Source organism: Bradyrhizobium sp. USDA 4504 (assembly GCF_054063995.1).
In genome coordinates this window covers 584079-605624 of record NZ_JBSSGV010000001.1, presented here as the reverse complement: position 1 = coordinate 605624, position 21546 = coordinate 584079, and the positions used below count along the sequence as shown (strand labels likewise).

Here is a 21546-nt window from a genome sequence, read left to right as displayed (position 1 = left end):
CGCTCGGTTCAGTTAGTGTCCAGCAAGACAACGCCGTCATTGAGATAGTGGGCGGTATGGGATCGGACGCGCGGCGAAGATGAGACGGGACGGAGAAGTTTGCGTTATCGTTGCCTATTCGCATGCGAGCCGGCCCGTTCCCCTGCTGGAACGACATCGTCATGTACTGTTTCTGAGCGATGGACTGTCTGCCGACAACTCCCGAACCTGGTCTCATCAAGTCAAGATGGGCTCCTGCGCCCTCGTGGCGGTGCAATCGAACTGTTTGATGCGCGATCATGACTTTATCTCTGGTTGCTTCCTGGCACCAAGCGCCGCGGGGGTCCCCTTGCTCTGCTCGAGCTTACTCGCCGTTGCGTTCACCCTGTGAGGACCACCCCATGAAATCACTCAAGCTGATCGGCTTTGCACTTGGAGCATCGATTGCAATGTTCACCGCAGCGTTGGCTGAGGAAATCACCATCGCCGTCGCCGGACCAATAACCGGGGGCGAGTCTGCCTTCGGGCGGCAAATGAAGAACGGCGCCGAGATGGCGGTAGAGCAGATCAATGCTTCAGGCGGCGTACTCGGCAAGAAGCTCACCCTCGACATCGAGGACGATGCCTGCGATCCCAAACAGGCGCGATCGGTAGCGGAAAAGGTCGCTGCCGCTAAGATCCCGTTCGTTGCTGGGCACTTTTGCTCCTCGTCATCGATCCCGGCCTCGGAAGCCTATGCGGATGGCGGTGTACTGCAAATCACGCCGGCTTCGACCAACCCGCTATTCACCGAGCGCAAGCTGTGGAACGTGGCGCGCGTCTGCGGCCGCGACGACCAGCAGGGGCAGGTTGCCGCCCGGTACATCACGAAGCACTTCAGCGGCAAGAACATCGCGATTCTAAATGACAAGACCACTTATGGTAAGGGACTCGCCGACGAGACGAAGAAGGCACTCAACAAGGCCGGCATCGCTGAGAAGATGTACGAGTCCTATAACAAGGGCGACAAGGATTTCAATGCGATTGTCTCGCGACTGAAGCATGACAGTATCGACCTCGTCTATGTCGGCGGCTATCACCAGGAAGCGGGCCTTATCCTGCGCCAGATGCGCGATCAGGGCCTGAAGACCGTACTCATGTCGGGTGACGCGTTGGCTGACAAGGAATTTGCCTCTATCACCGGCGCAGCTGGAGCAGGTACGCTCTTCACCTTCGGACCAGATCCACGCAAGAAGTCGACGGCAGCTGCGATCGTCAATAAATTCAAGGCCAAGAATATCGACCCCGAAGGCTACACGCTCTATACTTACGCTGCAGTGCAGGTCTGGATGCAAGCCGCAACCAAAGTCGGCACCTTCAACCCAAAGAAGGTGATGGACACGATCAAAGCGGGCTCTTGGGACACTGTGATCGGCACACTGGAATACGACGCCAAGGGTGACATCAAGCAGCTCGACTATGTCGTTTATAGGTGGGACGACAAAGGCGGCTATAGCGAGACTAACCCGACCGCGTTCTGACCCATCTTAGTGCGAGACATCAAAGAGCGCCCTCAGGAGGCAGGATGGTGATCAATGTCGATCGATCGACTGCTCCAAGGCAGCAAGCTACGGCCGGAAGAAATTGAATGTCTGAACTCAGCCTATGCACGGGCCCTGCGCTCGCTCTGCTTGGTTGATCGAGACGACCCTATCGCAGAAATCATCGCCAAGAAGGTCATCGAGGTTGGCAAAAGCGGGCTTGGCGATCCAACAGAGATATCAAAGCGCGTCATCGAGCAGCTTGGTGTCCATAGACCGCCATCGGTCTAAAGCGGGCACACACATGCGCAGTTTCGATCCTATTCCCGCTCGACTAGCCTGCCACGGGTTCAACGCTCACGGGCTGGACTCAATGGGAGCCGATAACTTGGTTCAGCGCAGACGTTTTAGCGGCGGGCACGATGAGGGGTCCCTTCGCCGGACTGCAGTCATCGGTTTCGGCTTACGGAGAGTTTCGACTGTCGGACCGCGCGACGCGCGTTAGCTCAGGCACCCATCGTTCCACGAAGATGTTCGACTGGCAATTGCGGCCCCGCCCCATGGAAATCAAGGGCGGGGCCGCTCCCCCTCCCCCCCGGGGGACGCCGCGCTGCCGATGACAACGGAAAGTCTAACTGCGATCCCCTGTCATTTATCTCATACGCCCAAGCGGCTCACCTGCACTGTGGATTTCGGTCCTCGGTATTTTCCGCGACGTGCCGCAAGACCAGTTGAGAAAGCTGCACAACTAGATCTTTGAGACGGGCTATTTCCTGCCTGCACCGCGCCAACTCACATTCTTCTTCTGTCACTTTCAATGCTTCATGGCGGTCCCTAGCCGCATGACTCATGTTGGACCTCAATCCGAGCAGGTAGTCACGAACGACGGCTCAAGCACATCCCACGCCCCGAACTGTACTAGAAAGCCCGTATTTTTACGCGAGTAAACACTGTACGCAGCGATCCAAAGATCTCGCTACCTCGGCCCAGTGTGCCATTGCGGCTACAGATCCGAGCGAATCGTACAAAATCTCGCCTGGCATGACGGCACGCAATAAAGCTTTGTTCCTCTTCGAGTCCGCGCTTGCGCGAGGAGATCTTCAATTGCCCGGCTGATCCGCGGCTCACCAACCTAGAAACCACGCTCTATCTTGGGCCGCTTCGATTGCCGCTCCGTCGGAACCTTTCGCAGTCATATTCCATAGTTTTCGAAGGCTCCTCAGTGCGGCGGCGGTTCGCATCACGCACGCAGTTTTATCTCGCAAGATGTCCGCGCCCTCCTGGGCTGAACGGGGACCATTCACTCGCACTCCCAATTGAGAGGAATGGCGCACCGACTACGCCGCGCGATTGCGCCAACCCCATAGTGGGAATTGAGTTGGTTTGGAAAATGTCAGCCGAGCCAACGTCAGCAAAGCGCTCCTGAACATTGAAATCTTTCGCTTTGGGCGACTGGGGCTGTGCGCTGACGGGATTGCGCCGTCATCAAAAGGAACCGTGCAGAATGGTCGCGAGCCACGCAACTGGTGAGATAGGTGTCAATAGGTCGCGCACCCCGGCGATAGAATGGGTATTGCTTGCCGCACCAAAAGCTCATTGCGCGCCTGCGCGGCGTCGTCGTCACAGAACTTCGTCGCTGTAGTGATCTCCGCGGAGGGTACGACAAGTCGTGCGGGCGAAATCGCTCAAATGTTCACGTGTACAAGCCCATTCACCAAAGCAGATACGACACCGCACCTTGCGGATCTTGGATGACTTAGCTGCATGTAAGAGATCGGGAGCTTGGATTTTCATGGTGCACGCCGCAGCTCAAGCGACTTGATTCGCACCTAGCGTCACGTTGTAGCATTTTAAAGCAGGACGCGAAGGGTCCCGGGCAAACTGGCGGGGCTGCTCCGGCAGAGGCGAGACAATGACACGGTCGACGCTACTTTAGGAGGATCTTCGAAATCATGCCGATTGAATGAGCGACGATGACAGATGATCGCGGGCTGTCAGTGCATTCGGCGAATATCGCCTTGGTAAAAAGGGAAACTACGCCAGACTTTTCGACATCGATCCTTTCGTGTTTGGAATTTGCGGTGAATGCTTTGCCGCAAATAACCGTCGGCAGCCCTCCCTCTGTCGACGGGAGCTGGCGCGACGAGTCTCGTTCGCCCAGACTAACTTCCGCCCGGCTCTCAAAATGAGGCCGGGCTTTTTTTGCCGCATGATGTGCGGCTTTGGTGTTCCTGCTAGCCGGCGCCTGATGAGTTGCGAAGAATTCGGGAGATCAATAGTCTTGGCGGACTGCAAAATGCGAGCCGCACGGCCTTTTGACGACGCATAATCAAAAAGCTCGCGAGCACCCGCTCATGGTGCAAACACGTTTTCTCACCCACATCAGGAAGGTTAGCTGGATTTGGACAACTGCCTGATCCCATTGTTCTATTCGATGGTGTCGCGGCTTCTGAAGAGCCATTAGTCATATTCATGCGGTTGCGACCTGGATGGTCTTGAATCGTACGTAGCGTCACATTGTACGATCTTGCGGTAGTTCGCAATGATACGCAGCAGTTGATCAGCTGAACGAAGCCAAACCGGACAGTCTTGGGTAATCGTGCAAATGCCGCGCGTTCATCGTTGGCTATGCCAGCTGTCTCAGGCAGCCGGTCACTGATGAATGGGGCTTTGATTGCGCATCGTCGATATTTGTTGCCAAAGGTGGGATTATGAGGGCCGATATCGTTGATGTATGCGTGATCGGGAGTGGTGCCAGCGGCTCGACCGTTGCATACGAGATCGCCCAGCACGGTTTGCGAGTGCTCCTCCTCGAGGAAGGTCGGTCGCTTCCTCCCGACGCCTCGCTGGCGAGCGTCCAAGATGGTATGGATACCGCGCTGGTGAAGTCTGCGGCAGGTACGTTGACGCCGTTTGGACGTCCCTGGACCGTGTGCGCGCTCGGCGGCGGAATGACTTTGTACGCCGGAATAGCCTTCCGCTATCGGACCATCGATTTTGACGCGCGAGCGCACGTGGCCGGAGACGCGCTTGACCCTACCTGGCCGATCAACTACGCCGAATTACGCCCGTTTTACGAAGAGCTAGAAGGGCGCATGGGAGTGGCCCGCCTAGCCGGGGAAGACCCATACGAACCACCGAGCGATCCTCCCGTTCTGCCCCCGCATGACTACAGCGCGAAGGGGCGGCTGATCGCCGATGCCGGCGGACGCCTAGGCCTACTACCTTTTCCCACCCCATTGGCTATCAACTCCGTACCCTATCGTGGCCGGCCAGCCTGCCATTGCAACGGAACTTGCAACGAGCATCTGTGTCCTACCGGCGCGCGGGCCGACGCACGCTCGCCATTCACAGATGTCGCGCTGCCGCCAGGCGCGCTGACAGTTGCACTCGGCAGCAAGGCTGTGCGCATCGATCTGGCTAACGTCAGCCGCGCGGATTCCGTGGAATGGCTGGATACTCTCAGGCGACAACGCGCTCGGATCCGCGCACGCTGCGTGGTACTCGCCGGCAACGCAGTGCAGTCTGCCGCCCTACTGCTAAGGTCGGCTCAGCGGGCGGCGCCCAACGGCATCGGCAACGCCTCCGGCATGGTCGGCAGTGGCATCTCGTTTAAAATCAGCGGCTACGTGTCCGGTAGCACCGCAATAAGTGCAATGCCCGCGCGCCCGGCCGGTGGCCCATTCTCCACCGTTGCGATCTCCGATCACTACCTGGACGAGGATGCTCCTTCGGGACTCGGCGGAATGATCTACGAAGCGAGTCGGGTTGAGCGCACGGACCGCGACGGAAAGATAACACTACGGCTGCACTTCCTGGCGGCCGACCAACCCATGCGCAACAATGCGGTCCGACTTGCCACCAGCCTGGATCGGCTGGGTTTGCCAAAGATCATTCTCGATTACTGGACCCATCCGCTGGACAAACGCCGATTAGGCTATTTGTGCCGACGTGCGTCGAACTTGCTGACGGAGGCCGGTGTGAAACAAGTCGATTATCAGGATTCCAATTATCAGTTCGGCAGCGGACATCTGCATGGCGGCTGCCGTGCCGGTGTCGATCCGACCCAATCCGTGGTCGACCGCTGGGGCCGGGTGCATGACATCGACAATGTCTATGTCGCGGATGGCGGCTTCTTTCCCTATTCCGGAGGCGTCAATCCGACATTCACCATTCAGGCGAACGCGTTACGGATCGCTCGAAGAATAGTCACGCAGCTCGCCTAAGGGCATGATTATCAAACGGAGAGGGCTCATGTCCAACGCCAGCCCGACTACCACTGTGGCCGTGACCGACGCGCACGGATCAGCACTACGCCGCGCGTTGCGCGTCACCGCGTCGGAGAAGTGGGATCTCAATAGGCGTTTTCCGGTCGTATTGACGCGCGCCTCGGGTGCGCATGCATGGGACATCAATGGAAGGCAATATGTCGATTTCACCTCCTGTAGTGGTGCTGCGCCGCTCGGAGCCGGATACGAGCCGGTCGTGGAGCACGCAGCCGCCGAGATGCGCCGTACCGGCGGCATATTGCCCGGCCCCCTGTCCGGGCACCGGATCGAATTGGCCGAGCGGTTGGCGGAGATCTTCCCCGTCGCGGAACGTTCAATGTTCTTCCGCACGGGATCCTGTGCGACCACCGCCGCCGTCCGCCTTGCCCGCTCATTCACAGGTCTGAACCATGTGCTTACCAGCGGATATCATGGCTGGCACGACTGGCAGTTGCAGGACCGGCCCGAAATGGGGCTACCCAATCGGGATCGAGACAGCGTGGATTTCCGCTACAATCTAGACTTGCTCGACGAGCTAGCAAGTGTCCAGCGCGTCGCCGCGGTGATCATCACTCCGGAAGTCAACTTCTTCCCGCCCGAATACCATCAGGAATTACAAAGGCTGGTGCATCGGCACGGCGCCTTGCTCATACTTGACGAGGTGATGACCGGATTCCGCTACGGCATTGGCGGCTACCATATGGCGGTCGGCATCACACCCGATCTGATCACGCTAAGCAAGGGATTGGCCAATGGAATGGCGCTGTCCGCAGTCGCGGGGCGCGCGGACGTACTCGCCGCCGCGGAGAAGACATACATGGGCAACACTTACCAGCGCGAGGTTACCCCGTTCGCAGCCGCGCTAAGCACCCTGCACGCGCTGCGCGACGGGACCTTGCTGGCTCGGATGCGCGAGGTTGGCGATCAACTGATCAAGGGGCTTAACGAGGTCTTCGCCAGACAACAGGTCGCAGCATGGGCATTCGCCTGGCCGACTATGTTCGATGTCGTATTTGCTAACGCCGAACTGGGCCACGCCTTTTTCCAGGAGATGTGGGCGCGGGGCTTTCTTATGCAGTACGGCGGCCGCTTCATGCCGTCGGCGGCGCTATCCGGCGCCGATGTGCAGGCGGCCATCGAAGCTGCTGGAGAGGCTCTGCCGGCGGCGCTGTCCCGCATGGAAAACATCGGCAGCGACCCGGATCCAGTCGCAGCCGCTGTACGGTTCGCCAGGGACCATTTCGTGGCCACTCCGGGGGCGGTTCGGCGCTGGTTCACCGCACCCGGCTGCGGATGAGCACGCATTTTCCAACGGAGAACACGGCCATGCCGCTGCCCAATCCATTTTCCACATCCCCGGTGCTGCTCGGCGGCGAGAACCGCTCGGGCACCACGTTGCTGAGCATCGTGCTGGATTCGCATCTGGCTTTGGTAGTCGGGCCGGAGATAGACTTCCTCGAACCACTCAATCTCGGTCCGCACATCTTGCGCGCGATCGACCTGCTGGCGCCCGGCGATTTCCGGGTCGCGGGCATGACCAAAAACACTGTCGACCCGTTCTGGTATGATGGGGTGCATTTTGTGGTCCAGTGCCGCCGATTCGGCCTCGACTTCGATGATATCCGTGAATTGGTCAGCAAGGTGATGGCCGAGACGGGCGACGATATTGTTTCGTTCGCCGCCCGATGCCGCCTTATCAACGAGATCGGCGAGTTGCGCCGAGCACGTAGCGGGGCCCAGCGCTGGGGCTTGAAACTACAGCGTAAGATCGCCCGAACCGACGACTTCGCCCGGCTGTGGCCGCACGCACATTTCGTTCATATCGTGCGGGACGGCCGCGACGTTGCCGCCTCTCATCTGAATACCGTTCCTGATTGGGGATATCGAACGGTTGCCGACGCCGCGCGCGGTTGGCTCAAGGTGGTATCCCAGCCGCATCGAATTGCGCCGCCTGGTCGTTATCTCGAGGTGCGTTACGAGGATCTTGTAAGCAGTCCCCGTCCCACTCTGGCCCGAATTCTGGATCACCTCGGCCTGCCTTGGGATGAGGCCGTGCTACGTCACGCTGAATACGAGCACGTATTGTTCGAGCAACCGCACGGCCATCCGGCGGCCGAGGCTGCGGGCAAGCCGCTGCACCAAGGCAGGATCGGTCGTTACGTCCAAGATCTGACGCGAGCCCAGATCGAGGAGTTCGAGCAGATCGCCGAAAGTGAGCTGAGCCGACTGGGATATTTGTCGGTTCGCAGCCTGTCTGGCGACGCGTGAGCCGCCCGCGCCGGTTCGTCCCGCTGCGCGGACTGCGACGAAGCCATCTTGCGTTGCTCGTCGGCCAAACTATTTCGCTGCTGGGCTCCAATGTAACCATGCTAGCGCTGCCGCTAACCGCAATCACCTGGCTGGACGCTGGCCCGACGCAAACGGGATTGCTCTTGGCCTGCGGTCGGGCGCCGTACCTGGTGGTGAGTCTGTTGGCGGGGGTCATTGTGGACCGCCTCCCGCATCGGCGGATCCTTTTGACCGCCAATCTGGTGATGGCGGCGACGCTGGCCACGATTCCCTTGTTCGCCAGCCTTGGACATCTTGGACTGGTTCAGTTGTACATGACAAGCATGCTGGTTGGGATCGCCGCAGTGATCGCTGACGTAGCTTATCTGGCGTGCATACCCACCGTCATCGACCGCTCAGAGCTGGTTCGGGCGCAGAGCTCATTGGAGCTCAGCCAAGCGGGCGCGATGGCGGCAGGTCCGTTCCTGGCCGGTTGGCTCGTCAACGAATTCTCCGCCCCGACCGCGATACTGGCGGACTCGGTTTCGTTTCTGCTTGCCGCCGCGTTGCTGTCGCTGGTGCCGATGCGTCGCGCTCGGTGCTCAGAGGCCGCATCGAGCGCGGTGCTCGGACAAGTGGTAGAGGGGCTGGCGAGCGTGTTCGGCAATCCGATTTTGAGGGCAGTCACGTTGGCCAGCGGCACATTCATCTTTTGGCACAACGCGTATTCTGCGGTCTTTCTGCTGCATCTGACCAAGGATCTCGGGCTCGACAGCCGGGTCGTCGGCATGGTGCTCGGCATCGGCGCGCTTGGTGGAGTGATCGGCGCGGCTATCTCACCGCGGGCGGGCCGGGCAATTGGCCTCGGCCCAATTTTAATGATCGGTTTGGCGGTGAGCGCCGGAGGAATGAGCTTGACGACCCTGCTCACCCAACCCTCGTGGGCCGCAGTTGCATGCGTGGCACTTTCCCAATTCATTCTGTGGATCGGCCAAGGGATTTACAACGTGCAGCAGGTTCCCATTCGATATGTGTTGGTGCCGCAGCACTTACAGGGCCGGGTCAATGCGAGTATCCGCAGCGTGGTGTGGGGACTGGCCTCATTGGGTGCGCTGGCTGGCGGCGCGGCCGCCGCTGCAACGAGCCTGCGTACCACATTGCTCGCGAGCAGCGTGCTTGGCACGGCCTCGATAGTGTGGATTTTGCGGTCGCCGCTGCGCCACACGCGCAGCTTGCGTCGGTGACTGCGAGGGACCCGCTGATGGACATCAAAGAGTTCGGCGATCTTGATCGGCGGCCAGGCCGGCTCATGGTGTGGCGAGTCAACGTCCCCGACCCTATCAGCTGGCGGCCTGACCCGCGCCGCCCGTCCTATGTTCAAGAGGAACATCTTCGCTCTGCGGACGACGGCCGACCGGGTTGGCTTGGCGCAGCATTCGACTTGCCTGGCGAGTTCAACGCCGCCGCGCTAAGCAAAGCGATCCTCGGCTGGGTCAACCGGCACGAGGTATTACGCAGCCGCTTGACCAAGGATGGGTCGGCAATTCATCGCACAACGATTGATCCGGGCGCGGTGGCGCTTGAGAAAACCGTAGTGGGTGACCGCGTCGATGGCGACGATTTTGCTCAGCTCCTGGAAAAGCTGTTTGACGCGGAGACCACCGCGCTGCGCTGGCCGGCGTATGTCTTTGTGACGATCAGCCGGCCGACATCCACGAGCCTCCTGCTCGCCTGCGACCACTCTGTTAGCGATGCCTACTCGATGGCCTTGGTACCGTATGAGATCCGCGAACTGTACACAGCCGCGATCCATGGAATGGCCCCCCAGCTGGCAGCGGCGCACAGCTATCTGGATCACGCCGAGGCCGAACGAGAGCGAGTGACCAGCCTAACCGATGACCATCCCGCTATCGGCCACTGGCGCGAGCTGATCGCGGCGAACGGCGGTCAATTACCCGACTTTCCGCTAACATTCGATGTGCCGGAGGGTTCCTTGCAGCGCAGCGGACAAATGTGGCTGCTCGATGCGGCTGGGGCATCCGAATTCGATCGCGGCTGCAGGGCTCAGGGCGGAAACACGGCGACGGGAATTTTCGCCTGTCTGGCGCTGGCAGGAAAGACACTGGCGAACCAACGACAATTCCACGCCGTTGCGCCCTTTCACACCCGGTACGATCTGCGCTCGATGCGTTCGGTTGGATGGTATGTCGGGATGAGTCCGGTGAGCTTCCGGGTGGCCGATACGTTGCCTGAAATCCTGCACGCCGCCCGGCTCGAGCTAAAGCGCGCCAAGAAAACAGCTCAAGTGCCGTTTTCGAAGGCGATGGAGCTGCTCGGCACCACACTGCGCGACCGTTTCATGGTATCCTACATGGACAATCGGACGGTGCCTGGGTCGGACTGCTGGCCCGACTGGCGGACGAGATTTCTGATCAGCCGCAGCTCTGATGCTTGCGAGACGTACCTATGGGTCAGTCGCTGGCAGGACGGGATTTCCGCGAATTTCCGCCACCCTGGTACCGCCACCGCGCGAAGCGCGATGGATCACTATCTTGCTGAAGTGGCTGCACAGGCCCATCTGATCGGCCGCGCTCATCCACCACCGCAACTCTCCATCGACTGACGAAGGTGGCTGAAAGTCGACCAAGAACCGCCTTGGCTACAATCAGATGATCCCTGCTTGGGTGATCAGAAGCGAGGTCAAATCTAGGAGATTCGATCAAACCCTGCCTAGAGCGACACCTCCAGGGAGGCAGACGCAAGCATACGCCCTATCCGCTCTATGTTTTTGGTTTGGACGACTTTCTCACGGGTGGCGCGAGCGATCAAGATGAGTCGCCCGCCCAAGCCAGACAATTCTCATTCCTGACAGCAACAGGCACAGTACCGACCTGTATGTCGGGTTTACAACGCCGATCAACTGCGAGCTAGCATCCCCATTTCGTGCTTTTCTGAATTGAGTTTAGCGATGGCACGGTCGTTGCAAGTCTTCGTTCAATGAATGGATTGGCTTTCCGCATGGATCGGATGTTTTTTGGTCTCATGTGCTAATGCAGTTGTATTCGCAACGTGATGACGCAGAGGTTCTCATCGACGATGCTTTCTACCAGCAACGCGGAATACAAGCTGCAACTGACGAAGACGACCAGCTCGCTAAACTCACCTCGCTGGGCGATTGACTTGGGCTGAACAGGAATGCTTCAGCATGCTTTCTCATCGGCATAACAACAGCACTAAGCGCACAATCGAAGTGGCGAGTCTTAAGGATCTACGAGAACTGATGCAATTGCTCTGGCATTTATTCAAAACAGTGGATCGGCTCCCTAGAGGGCCGGAGCACGCAGCAGCAGTTCAGACGATTAAGCGCTTAGAGCGTCGGCTGGCAGTGCTGGTTCATGCATCTGAGAAGGCTCGAGCTGCTGGCCCCGGGGTCGCTGACCGTGGCGAGCTCGCTGACTAAAGACTATCTGACCATCACAAAGACCGTCGAGAGATCCTACCTATGCGAGCGTCGCCAAGACTGCATGGCGAGCGGAGATGTGAAAGAAATGTTCAGAGCGCACCTATCCGGACCACCGCATCGTTTTGCTTGGTAATCGGCCGTCGTGCAGCGGCACGCTGGAGAGAATACGCAGCAAGCCTTCCAGAGGTGTATGAGGGGCGGATAGGTGGCAGGCGCTAAAGGCGCGTATTCCTGAGCAGTATATCACCTTCCACAGCCCGGGGATAATGGGCCGCCACCTCGAACGACGGTAATAGATCAAGAATGGCTTGCATCGACAGCTGCCCTTCGTAGAGCTCTCTATCGCTATATTCCGTGTAGATGAATCGCGTGTTGCTCAAGGTCTGCATGCCGCCAGCGATGACGTCGGCCTCCGCGCCCTGGACATCCATCCAGATGCAATCGACCGTATTCACCTTAGCGTCGCTGCACCAATCGTCCAGCCGTCGGGTTTCAACCGAGAACGGGCGATCGAACCGAACCCAATCATACTCGGTAAGATGGTTTTTCGGCCGGCGTATTGAGCCGGAGAGATCCCATTCTTTTGCATCTCCATCCGCATTGCTTGGATGGAAATCGATCGTTCCGTTTCGATCACTGATCGCGATTTCAAGCAGCTTCACCTTCGCGAGGGAAGGACCCAACTTCTTTTTGAAGCGCGCGACCGCCCGAGGGTCCGGCTCAAAGCAGTAAAGCTGAGCTTGTGGGCACAGGGTAAGAAAATGCTGCGTATCGGTTCCGTCATTGCAACCGATATCCAAGATGACCGGATTCGGCTTCTGAAGAAGTGAGATGATGTGCTGATGTACTTCTACAGACGACGACACAGGTTGTTTTTCCATTGGCGCGGAGATCGGTTGAATTCGTCTTCAAATCCGCAATCACACGCCAGACGCTTCGGCACAACGTATATCAACGTATATAATCCATATGCCGGTCCTATCCCCTTGATCAGTCAGCGCTATTGAAATGCCGTCGACACCAACCAGGCCGGCCGCATAGTTGCTCCCAGCCGAATTCGTATGAGCAGATTTGGTCTGCGGGCCGACAACGAAGATCCGTGGAAAAGCTACGGAAAGAGACTTTCCGCGCTCGATTGCCGTCCATCCGTCGATCGTCCTCCGGGTTCTCGTGAATGGCCAGACCTTGCTGCGCCAGCGCGCACGATTTTGCCAATGCGCCGGCGGTACACTCGAGCTTTTGACGAAACGCAATGTCAGATTCGTAACAGCTTGGCGAGCTGTGTACATGAAGGCGTTTGCTTCCGGACGAATGAACGCGCCGGCCGAGTGCGAGATTCAGCAGAATGCAGGCGGATTACTCCGCTCATCTCTGGCCTGGCTCTTGCAGTAATTGGGCTATTCACAATGTGCCCATCTCTACTCGTTCAAATGCTCAGGAGGCTTGCATGAATTTCCGTCCGCTTCACGACCGCGTCGTGGTCAAGCGCATCGACGCTGAAGAGAAGACAGCTGGCGGCATCATCATTCCCGACACAGCCAAGGAAAAGCCCTCGCAGGGCGAAATCGTAGCGGTTGGCCCAGGCGGCCGTGACGAGGCCGGTAAGCTGATTCCGATCGACGTGGAGGTCGGCGATCGCGTGCTGTTCGGAAAGTGGTCAGGCACCGAGGTCAAGGTCGACGGTCAGGAGCTGTTAATCATGAAGGAGAGCGATATCATGGGCGTTCTCACCGATGTGTTTTCCAAGAAGAAAGCCGCCTAGTCCAGCGCTCCCACCGCTCAGCCCTGACGAGCGCCTTGCCGGGCGTATCGCAGGATGAGGAATTACACTGAGGAATTCGATTATGTCAGCCAAGGAAGTCAAGTTCGGCGTAGAAGCGCGAGACCGCATGTTGCGCGGTGTCGACATCCTCGCCAATGCCGTGCAGGTCACCCTCGGTCCGAAGGGCCGCAACGTGGTGCTTGAGAAGTCGTTCGGCGCTCCCCGCATCACCAAAGACGGCGTCGCCGTCGCCAAGGAAGTGGAGCTCGAGGAAAAGTTCGAGAATATGGGCGCCCAGATGGTGCGCGAGGTTGCGGCCAAGGCGGCGGACGCGGCCGGCGACGGCACCACCACGGCGACCGTGCTTGCGGCTGCCATCGTGCGCGAAGGCGCTAAGTCGGTCGCCGCCGGCATGAACCCGATGGATCTGAAGCGCGGTATCGACCTCGCGGTCGAAGCCGTCGTTGCGGACCTCCAGAAGAACTCGAAGAAGGTCACCTCGAACGAGGAGATCGCCCAGGTCGGCACCATTTCGGCCAACGGCGATGCCGAGATCGGCAAGTTCCTCGCCGACGCCATGAAGAAGGTCGGCAACGAGGGCGTGATCACGGTCGAGGAAGCCAAGTCGCTCGAGACCGAGCTCGACGTCGTCGAGGGCATGCAGTTCGACCGCGGCTACATCTCGCCCTACTTCGTCACCAACGCCGACAAGATGCGCGTTGAGATGGACGACGCCTACATCCTGATCAACGAGAAGAAGCTCTCCTCGCTGAACGAGCTGCTGCCGCTGCTCGAGGCCGTGGTGCAGACCGGCAAGCCGCTGGTCATCGTCGCCGAGGACGTCGAAGGCGAAGCTCTCGCCACTCTCGTCGTCAACCGCCTGCGTGGCGGCCTGAAGGTCGCGGCCGTCAAGGCTCCGGGCTTCGGCGATCGCCGCAAGGCCATGCTGCAGGACATCGCGATCCTGACCGGCGGCCAGGCCATCTCGGAAGACCTCGGCATCAAGCTTGAGAACGTCACGCTCAACATGCTCGGTCGCGCCAAGAAGGTGATGATCGACAAGGAGAACACCACCATCGTCAACGGCGCCGGCAAGAAGGCCGACATCGACGCCCGCGTTGCCCAGATCAAGGCGCAGATCGAGGAGACCACCTCGGACTACGACCGTGAGAAGCTGCAGGAGCGTCTCGCCAAGCTCGCGGGCGGCGTCGCGGTGATCCGCGTCGGCGGCGCGACCGAGGTCGAGGTGAAGGAGCGCAAGGATCGCGTTGATGACGCGATGCACGCGACCCGCGCGGCTGTCGAGGAAGGCATTCTCCCGGGCGGCGGCGTCGCCCTGCTCCGTGCCTCCGAGCAGCTCAAGGGCCTGCGCACCAAGAACGACGACCAGAAGACCGGCGTCGAGATTGTGCGCAAGGCGCTATCTTGGCCGGCTCGGCAGATCGCGATTAACGCCGGTGAAGATGGCTCGGTCGTGGTCGGTAAAGTCCTAGAGCAGGATCAGTACTCTTACGGCTTCGACGCGCAGACTGGCGAGTACAGCAACCTTGTCTCCAAGGGCATTATCGACCCGACCAAGGTCGTGCGCATCGCGGTCCAGAACGCCTCCTCCGTGGCGGCGCTCTTGATCACCACGGAAGCGATGGTTGCCGAGCTGCCGAAGAAGATCGCGCCCGGTCCCGCCATGCCTCCGGGCGGCGGCATGGGCGGCATGGACTTCTGATCGGCCTCTCAGAGGATCGACCGATGGAACCCTGGCAGCAATGCCAGGGTTTTTCGACTTCGGGCAGGCCTGTACCCGCGGGGGCTATTGCCAGCCGGAAGCTGGTTCGGCGACTGGCCCAGAAAAACCCGACGGCGAAACCATCGAGCCATTCATATCAGCGCCTAAGTTAGCTAGCCTGACGTCTTCGGGCGCCGCTCGGCCTTGAGCAGAGTGAATGGGCCTCAGCATAGCGGCGGATGAACACGTCAGGTATGCTACGGAAAGTCCGCTGATTGTGTCCCACCTCGTGCCGGAATGCCTTTTACCGATCAACCACTGACTATTGATGCCGTTCCATGAGAACATGTCCTCCGATCGCAGATTTCGCGACCTCTCAATTCGAAGCCAACGGTCCAGATCGATCCAAGGATCTGGTGTGTGTCAGGGAGCAGAGCCGAGAACGCTCTGGACGAAGCCACGAGCGATGTACATTTACTATAGCGTTGCGCCAGCCAAGCCGCGGACCTCGACACTCGGATGGACAACGTTTCTTCCGAACAGGGTGCTTGGCATTGTCGCAGCTATCTAACCAGGACAGTTGTGGCGTCGTGCCGAGATCCTTCTTGGGAAAGCAGGGGCATCTAGCGGTGGCCAGGAATAAGTACGGCTCAGGCGATAGGAAGTCGCTGCCGAGGACACCGCTGGCTAAGTAACGGATGCGTCACGAGAGCGGTCGTTACTCGAATTTCCTTCAGGTGTGGACGATCGATCCGGCTGATCGAGCTTTGGAGAAATAGCGTCGACAAAGTTCTCTGGTAGCGCCTTCATTAGTCACAACGCACCAATAAGATCACGTAAAGACGGCCCCACCGAGGGGTTCAAGCCAAGCGCGCCGAGCCGCTGGTCGTCGAAATCACGAAATGAAAATAACCCCGCGCTGCGCTCGCATCATCGGAATGAATTTGGGTTCCGGAAATGACGCGTGTGAATTTCAGCGAAGAAGCGTCAACGTCCCGACCTGATGGGTATCACGATCCTGCCCTTTTGTTTGCTCACCGGTTCCGGCTTTCAAAATCCAGCAGGATCTTCGCGAAACATCGGTTTGGACGAGCATGCTATTAGTCGCATCCTCTCTGCAAAAGCGGGAAATAGCCCCATAAAGCCGCTCGCTATCATCTGTAGGCAGGTGCGATCGTTGTCGCAAGCGCTGACGACCTCGTCCGGATTACTGGAAGGCGGCCGCTCGCGAAGGGAGCGTCGGCACTCTCGGCCCGCCAATGAAACGCCGCGAATTTACGGCCGTTCGCAACTTATTTGCAGATCATCACTCGTTGTATGTAGATCAAGCCGACGTGTCAGCCAAGGCTTTCACTGAGCGACTTAGCGGGAGCTTTCGCCGATGGTAGCCATGGATCCGGACATCTTCGCGGATTTGCTCGCTGACCGAGCGTACGACACGTTTCTTCCGCCAGTTCCTGTTGAGATCGATTGGAATGCAACTGCCTCGAGGAACGACGAGAAGGTCGTTCCGTTCGTTCAGGTAGACGTCGTACATGGAAGTCCTCTCTCCGGCTGAACATAGGCCGAAGCTCAGACTCTTTGGTGACTTGGACGACACAGTCTCGAGAAAGTGCACAAGGGCTTTGCTTTCGGCACGCCGAAGGCTGCGCAGTACGATTTCAGCCTCATCGTAAGAAGTGGAGCGAAGCCGAAGGAACACTCCGCGCTGCGACACCGTCTCGATCGTCGCGAGCCTCAGCTCTCGGTTTGGCACGGCCGTATGCTCGTCGTTGCCTCACCGGGCCGGCAAATGACGGTAGCATTCCTTACTGCTTGCTTGCCGCCTGACGCCGACGATCTAACATCTGTGTTCGGTATCTTGACCAGCTATTTTCTGATGACTCTTTTTGAAATGGAGGAAGTTGCAGACATCAAAATGTTGTATGTCGTTCAAGCGGAAGCCATACGCCGATATATGGTTCACGAGGAAGAGCGGATCGAAGGCGAACGCCTGGAACCCGTTCGAGCAATCTAACCGAACATAGTCATCCGTGCGCACCACCTCCCGAACAGCAATGCCGCAAAAATCATAGTATTCGCGGCGAGCCAACGTTGCCGTCTCGCTCGTCGAAAAGAGCGACAAAGCTAGATCAAATGGCGTTTTACAGACCAGCGTCAGAAAGTCGATCGGCGCATCCATCGTACCAAGAAAATTAAATGGCAGTATGCAAAGCACCCTTTCCTCATATCGGCGCATTATCTCATCGACCAGCCGTGTTCTTTTGAAGAACTTTCCGGCCTCACAACGGATCACTGCTCCTCTCCTGCTCTTTAACCGGCGCACACGAGGTGGACTTATATCGATGCCAAGATAATCGTTGTCGTCGTTTTTGATGCCGATAAGGCGATAGCCGCTACAACCTACTTCTATGATCAACTCGTATCGGGTCGCATCCAGAAGATCGAGGTAGAACAGTTTCTCGCGGCGGTGGAATCGACGCACCTCGGCGGTGAAATAGGTCGGACGCATGAGGCGTATGCCTTCATCGCCTAGATAAATCGCCCGATTGACTTGCTGGGATCGGCGAGTGGAGGAGTTCACCGGTGCCTCATATCATTTCGTTCGGATGAGACGTAAAGTCTGCGGCATCGCCGTCCGATGCCTGTGGTCAATTCATCGCTCAGCATTTTCGCGGATGACGCCATATCTCCCACGGTTTGCTCGGGGCAAATGAGGTCCACCACCGTACCTGGCCGTGTCCAATTCTCGTCCAGGTCAGTTACATCAATGGTAATAATATCCATCGAAACGAACCCGACGATAGGGACGCGACTCCCACATATGAAGACATGCCCTCGATTGCCGAGCGTACGCGGAAATCCATCGGCATAACCAATAGCGGCCGCCGCGATCCGCATCCGCGTCTTCACGGTGTAGGACCTGAAATAGCCAATGGCTTCTCCGCGCTCGACTACACGGGATTGGATGATTTTCGTTCGTAGACGGACAACTTGCTTTGGTTTGAAATCGGGATCATCGGACGTCGAGAAGCCGAATATTCCCCCGCCCGCTCTTATGAGATCAAAGTGAAATTCATATCCGGCAAGCAGTCCCGCCGAATTCGATAAAGAAAGAATCGCATTCGGGAACAAATGGGCAAGTCTACGAAACCGATTTAGTTGTTCGAGGCAGACCTCGTTTCGCCACTCTGCACAAGCGAGCTGGCTCATGAACAGCACGACAGGCATTTCCGATAACCCGCTTCCATTCCCGGCGATCGTGTCCAGCTCATCAATGGAAAAGCCCAACCGAGACAGGCCCGTGTCGACATGAATTCCTGCTGGCAGCGCGCGATTCCGAAGCCGGCAATGCCGAAGCCAAGCCTCCAATTGCTCCCTGCTGTTGAGAATTGGCAGCAAATTGTGCTGCTCGGCCGCCAGTTCCATGCCTGGCATAGCGCCATGGAGCATATAGATCTTTGCGAACGATGGCACCTCATCGCGCAGGGCAATGCCTTCCTCCACATCGGCTACGAAAAAGTGCGCGCAGCCGAGCGAAGCCAGGAAGGGCGCGATCCGTGCCGCGCCAAGACCGTAGGCATCGGCCTTGACAACGGCGCCGCAAGCGCTGCGAGGCGCAAGCGCCTGGCACTTGCGATAATTGGCTTCAATGGCGCTGAGATCGACGATCATGGTCGATCTCGACGTCTCGCGGCCAGCAGCTGCAAGATCATGCTGGGGATCGGCTTCCATACCATTCGTATCTGGCATTTGTCTTCTCATCACGGCACGCCGGGAAACTATCGATGGTGAGAATACAGGGATCCTATTGCGTCTTCCGCACACGCCGGTCCGAAGCGAAACCCGTTACCTGATCCGCCGCCAATGACATACAGTCCGGCGACATCTTGAGCCGGACGAGAGAACGGGACACCATCGTCTGAATAGCAATCGCAAAACACACGCGCTGATGTCACCGCAGGCATGTCAGGGGAAAACCATTTTGCCAGGATTGCGGTGGCTCGCGCCAGATCGTCCGAACTGACCTGCAGCCCGCCGGCGTCAGGCCTCACATCCCATTCTTGCGATGTGAAGCTGAACAGCCAATACCCCTCCTCGATCATGGGAATGAGGAACGCGTAATCATCGAACAGGCCGATCATTGGACAGTTCGCGGTAGGACGCGCCGCCAAGTGAAGCGCAACGACCTTTTTTACTCGTAATCGCGGCTCGTCCGCGAGATGCGCGCGCAACGGTGATCCTTGAAGCCATGGACCGATTGCCAGAATGGCTCGCCTTGCCGAGCATTCGGTATCATCGGAGGCCTGAAGAAGGATACGGTTTGGTCCCTGCCGTATCCGTTCGATAGATGTGCCCTCGCATATCGAAATTCCCCCGGCTTTGAGCCTTTGGGCCAGATCCTGAAGAATGGAACGGACCGGGCAGTAAGACCCCCGATCCAGCATCACGGCCATCTCGTCGGGAACCAAAAACCGCGGCAGCGAGGAAAGCCTCTCTGTGAGCGCGAAGGATGCTGATGGGATGGTATCGCCCACGCAATTCATCTGAGCGAGTTCTCCTGGATGACGCGTCAACCAGAACACGTCACAGTTGCGACCATCGGGCCACCGCCCATCGGGATAGAGCTCTCGCCAAATCTTCGAACCGCGATTGAACAGGCTTCTTTCCTTTTCATTACGGCCGATGTTAATCTGGATTCCTGGAGCAAACCCGCTGGCACCTGCCCCTACGGTCTCTCGTTCGAAGATGACGATTCTGTCCCGAGGATTACTACGCGCTGCAATGAAGGCGGCACTCAGGCCCATGACCCCGGCTCCAATGACCGCCAGGTCATGAATGCTGTCGGTCATCGGGCCCGCTCCCAGGCGATGGACAAAGCGCTCAGAACTTCGCCACCACGATTTTCAAGATAGTGGGTTCGATCTGGCTGCAAAAATACCATATCGCCGGCCTTGATAGCCAACTCTCCGTCATCCGTTATCACCCGCCCATGGCCGCTCGTGATGCGCCAGATTTCGCAGGACGGATGGGAATGAGGCGCCGACACCGCGAACGGATCCAGTCGGAATTCGATGAGTTCGACGGGACAAGCGGTCTCGGAATCTCGGACGGGCTGCAAGACTACGCCGGGACTATAGACCGTCATTTCACCCAGGATCATCAACTGTGCATTCTTCATCGTATACTCCGAACGACTATCGGCCGGTCCTGACGTGGCGCAGACCTGTTCGCCGGTCAGCAGGAGGCCTCGGGATCAACGCCATCCCACCTGACGGCACCGGTTGCAGGGCCGCAGTCGTAAGCTACGCGGCCGATGATTGAATTGAGGATCAGCGAAGCACGCCAAGGAACCAGGCTCAGATTTGTATCGGCGATGCCATGCTGAAAGCGTGCGCCGTTCTGGACGTACAAACGACACTTTCCGGGACCGTCAAAGCGCGCCGAGAACTGCTTGTCGACCATGATCTCTTGGGAGCCACCTGGGGCATCTAAGACCGTGAGCCGACCTGCGATCGGCTTTAGAAACGAAGGGATTTCGGTGCGATAGCCTGTCGCTAGGACGACAATGTCTGCGACAAGCTGTGAACAAGCGCCCGTCTCCTGGTGGCGCAAGCGCAAGCGAAAAGGAGAGACGCCGAGCAAGTCCTCAGCCGTCGTGGCCACGCGTATTTCTACATGCTCTGGATAGGACCGCTTATGAACTTCGCGATCGTACAGTGCATTGTAGATAGCGCGCAGCGTCGAGCCATTGACGCCGTCGCTGGCCAATATCTGTCGCTCAAGACTTTCCTTTCGGGCCGCCGCACTCTTGTCAAAGAACCAATCACCATGTTGCGGAAAGAACCATTCATTGACGAAAGGACTGTCTTCGAGGGCGAATATGTTTGCGCGGCATGTCACCCAGGTCAGAGTTCCCAACGGACCGCACGCACCACCAAGCAGGTGAAGAAATATTTCGGCCCCGCTTTGGCCGCCGCCTACGACCACAACGCGCTTGCCGGAAAGCTCACGCCGCTGCAGGAGAAGGGCACTACCGTGAAACACCTCATTTGGCGGTGCATTACGGCCCCACTCGGGGACAGACGGTACCCTGCCAACACCAACCACAATCGTACTGGTTTGGTAATTGCGGCAACCCGTTGTGATATTGAAGAGCTCGCCGCGCAATTCGACTGCGGTAACGTGCACGCCAAATCGAATGTTCGGCAGCTTCGCCGCCGCCCAGCGCAAATAGTCTTCAAATTCACTGCGGCTGACAGACGCCAGTCCCCGCACGATAGCTTGATAAAGACGCCTTTTATCATGCAAATAGGCGAGGAAGCTGTATGCGCTCGTTGGATCCGCCGGCGTGACCAGGTCTTTCAGCGGGCTGGTTTGCATGACCGAGCCTCCTATGAGCAGGCCGGGATGCCACCTGAGCGTCTCCGAACTCTCGAGGATGTTCAAGGAAACTTCCGGAATTGGAGTTGCGAGCGCTGCCAAGCTCAGATTAGCCGGACCCGCGCCGATCGCGACTACGTCATGGTTATGGCTTTGCTTGGACATCCCGTGATTCTCCG

General features: G+C 58.4%; 15 protein-coding genes. 9 read left to right on the top strand and 6 right to left on the bottom strand.

Annotated elements, in window-relative coordinates:
• Nucleotides 1-380: 380 nt before the first annotated feature.
• The 7 genes from ACVMB1_RS02560 to ACVMB1_RS02530 all read left to right on the top strand — a co-directional run bounded on the left by ACVMB1_RS02560 (nt 381) and on the right by ACVMB1_RS02530 (nt 10658).
• Nucleotides 381-1499, top strand: a complete 1119-nt coding sequence (locus tag ACVMB1_RS02560) for a branched-chain amino acid ABC transporter substrate-binding protein (RefSeq protein ID WP_069276055.1) — start codon at nt 381-383, stop codon at nt 1497-1499.
• A 54-nt stretch (nt 1500-1553) separates the two neighbouring features.
• The gene (locus ACVMB1_RS02555) at nt 1554-1790 is read left to right on the top strand and encodes a hypothetical protein (RefSeq protein WP_456848195.1); all 237 of its coding nucleotides are present in this window, start codon (nt 1554-1556) and stop codon (nt 1788-1790) included.
• Nucleotides 1791-4210: 2420 nt separating this feature from the next.
• Entirely contained in the window at nt 4211-5725 is a 1515-nt protein-coding gene (locus ACVMB1_RS02550) for an FAD-dependent oxidoreductase (protein WP_456848193.1), read from the top strand.
• Nucleotides 5726-5753: 28 nt separating this feature from the next.
• A complete protein-coding gene (locus tag ACVMB1_RS02545) occupies nt 5754-7064 on the top strand; it encodes an aminotransferase class III-fold pyridoxal phosphate-dependent enzyme (protein WP_456814037.1) in 1311 nt (436 codons plus the stop codon).
• Between the two features lie 29 nt (nt 7065-7093).
• Nucleotides 7094-8035, top strand: coding sequence for a sulfotransferase (locus ACVMB1_RS02540; protein ID WP_456848191.1), 942 nt, complete (start codon nt 7094-7096; stop codon nt 8033-8035).
• Between the two features lie 53 nt (nt 8036-8088).
• Nucleotides 8089-9279, top strand: coding sequence for an MFS transporter (locus ACVMB1_RS02535; RefSeq protein ID WP_301322371.1), 1191 nt, complete (start codon nt 8089-8091; stop codon nt 9277-9279).
• Nucleotides 9280-9296: 17 nt separating this feature from the next.
• Complete coding sequence (locus tag ACVMB1_RS02530; protein ID WP_253587737.1) at nt 9297-10658, top strand: condensation domain-containing protein; 1362 nt, start codon at nt 9297-9299, stop codon at nt 10656-10658.
• A 1055-nt stretch (nt 10659-11713) separates the two neighbouring features.
• Here ACVMB1_RS02530 and ACVMB1_RS02525 read toward each other — a convergent pair.
• Entirely contained in the window at nt 11714-12379 is a 666-nt protein-coding gene (locus tag ACVMB1_RS02525) for an FkbM family methyltransferase (protein WP_253587739.1), read from the bottom strand.
• Between the two features lie 566 nt (nt 12380-12945).
• On the opposite strand from ACVMB1_RS02525, the gene groES reads away from it, so the two are divergent.
• Nucleotides 12946-13260: a co-chaperone GroES gene (groES, locus tag ACVMB1_RS02520; RefSeq protein ID WP_057018727.1), complete on the top strand. Its 315-nt coding sequence runs from the start codon at nt 12946-12948 to the stop codon at nt 13258-13260.
• Between the two features lie 82 nt (nt 13261-13342).
• Nucleotides 13343-14983: a chaperonin GroEL gene (groL, locus tag ACVMB1_RS02515; protein WP_069276060.1), complete on the top strand. Its 1641-nt coding sequence runs from the start codon at nt 13343-13345 to the stop codon at nt 14981-14983.
• 1840 nt (nt 14984-16823) lie between these two features.
• On the opposite strand, the gene ACVMB1_RS02510 is transcribed toward groL, so the two are convergent.
• Genes ACVMB1_RS02510 through ACVMB1_RS02490 form a run of 5 tightly spaced genes read right to left on the bottom strand, consistent with a single transcriptional unit; the run spans nt 16824 to nt 21532 of the window.
• The gene (locus ACVMB1_RS02510; protein ID WP_245313760.1) at nt 16824-17567 is read right to left on the bottom strand and encodes a hypothetical protein; all 744 of its coding nucleotides are present in this window, start codon (nt 17565-17567) and stop codon (nt 16824-16826) included.
• Complete coding sequence (gene alr / locus ACVMB1_RS02505; protein WP_253587743.1) at nt 17564-18736, bottom strand: alanine racemase; 1173 nt, start codon at nt 18734-18736, stop codon at nt 17564-17566. The genes ACVMB1_RS02510 and alr overlap by 4 nt, the downstream gene beginning before the upstream one ends.
• A 29-nt stretch (nt 18737-18765) precedes the next feature.
• Nucleotides 18766-19836, bottom strand: coding sequence for an NAD(P)/FAD-dependent oxidoreductase (locus ACVMB1_RS02500; protein ID WP_069276063.1), 1071 nt, complete (start codon nt 19834-19836; stop codon nt 18766-18768).
• A complete protein-coding gene (locus ACVMB1_RS02495; protein ID WP_069276064.1) occupies nt 19833-20165 on the bottom strand; it encodes a cupin domain-containing protein in 333 nt (110 codons plus the stop codon). The genes ACVMB1_RS02500 and ACVMB1_RS02495 overlap by 4 nt, the downstream gene beginning before the upstream one ends.
• Before the next feature lie 56 nt (nt 20166-20221).
• A complete protein-coding gene (locus ACVMB1_RS02490; protein WP_069276065.1) occupies nt 20222-21532 on the bottom strand; it encodes a lysine N(6)-hydroxylase/L-ornithine N(5)-oxygenase family protein in 1311 nt (436 codons plus the stop codon).
• Nucleotides 21533-21546 lie beyond the last annotated feature (14 nt).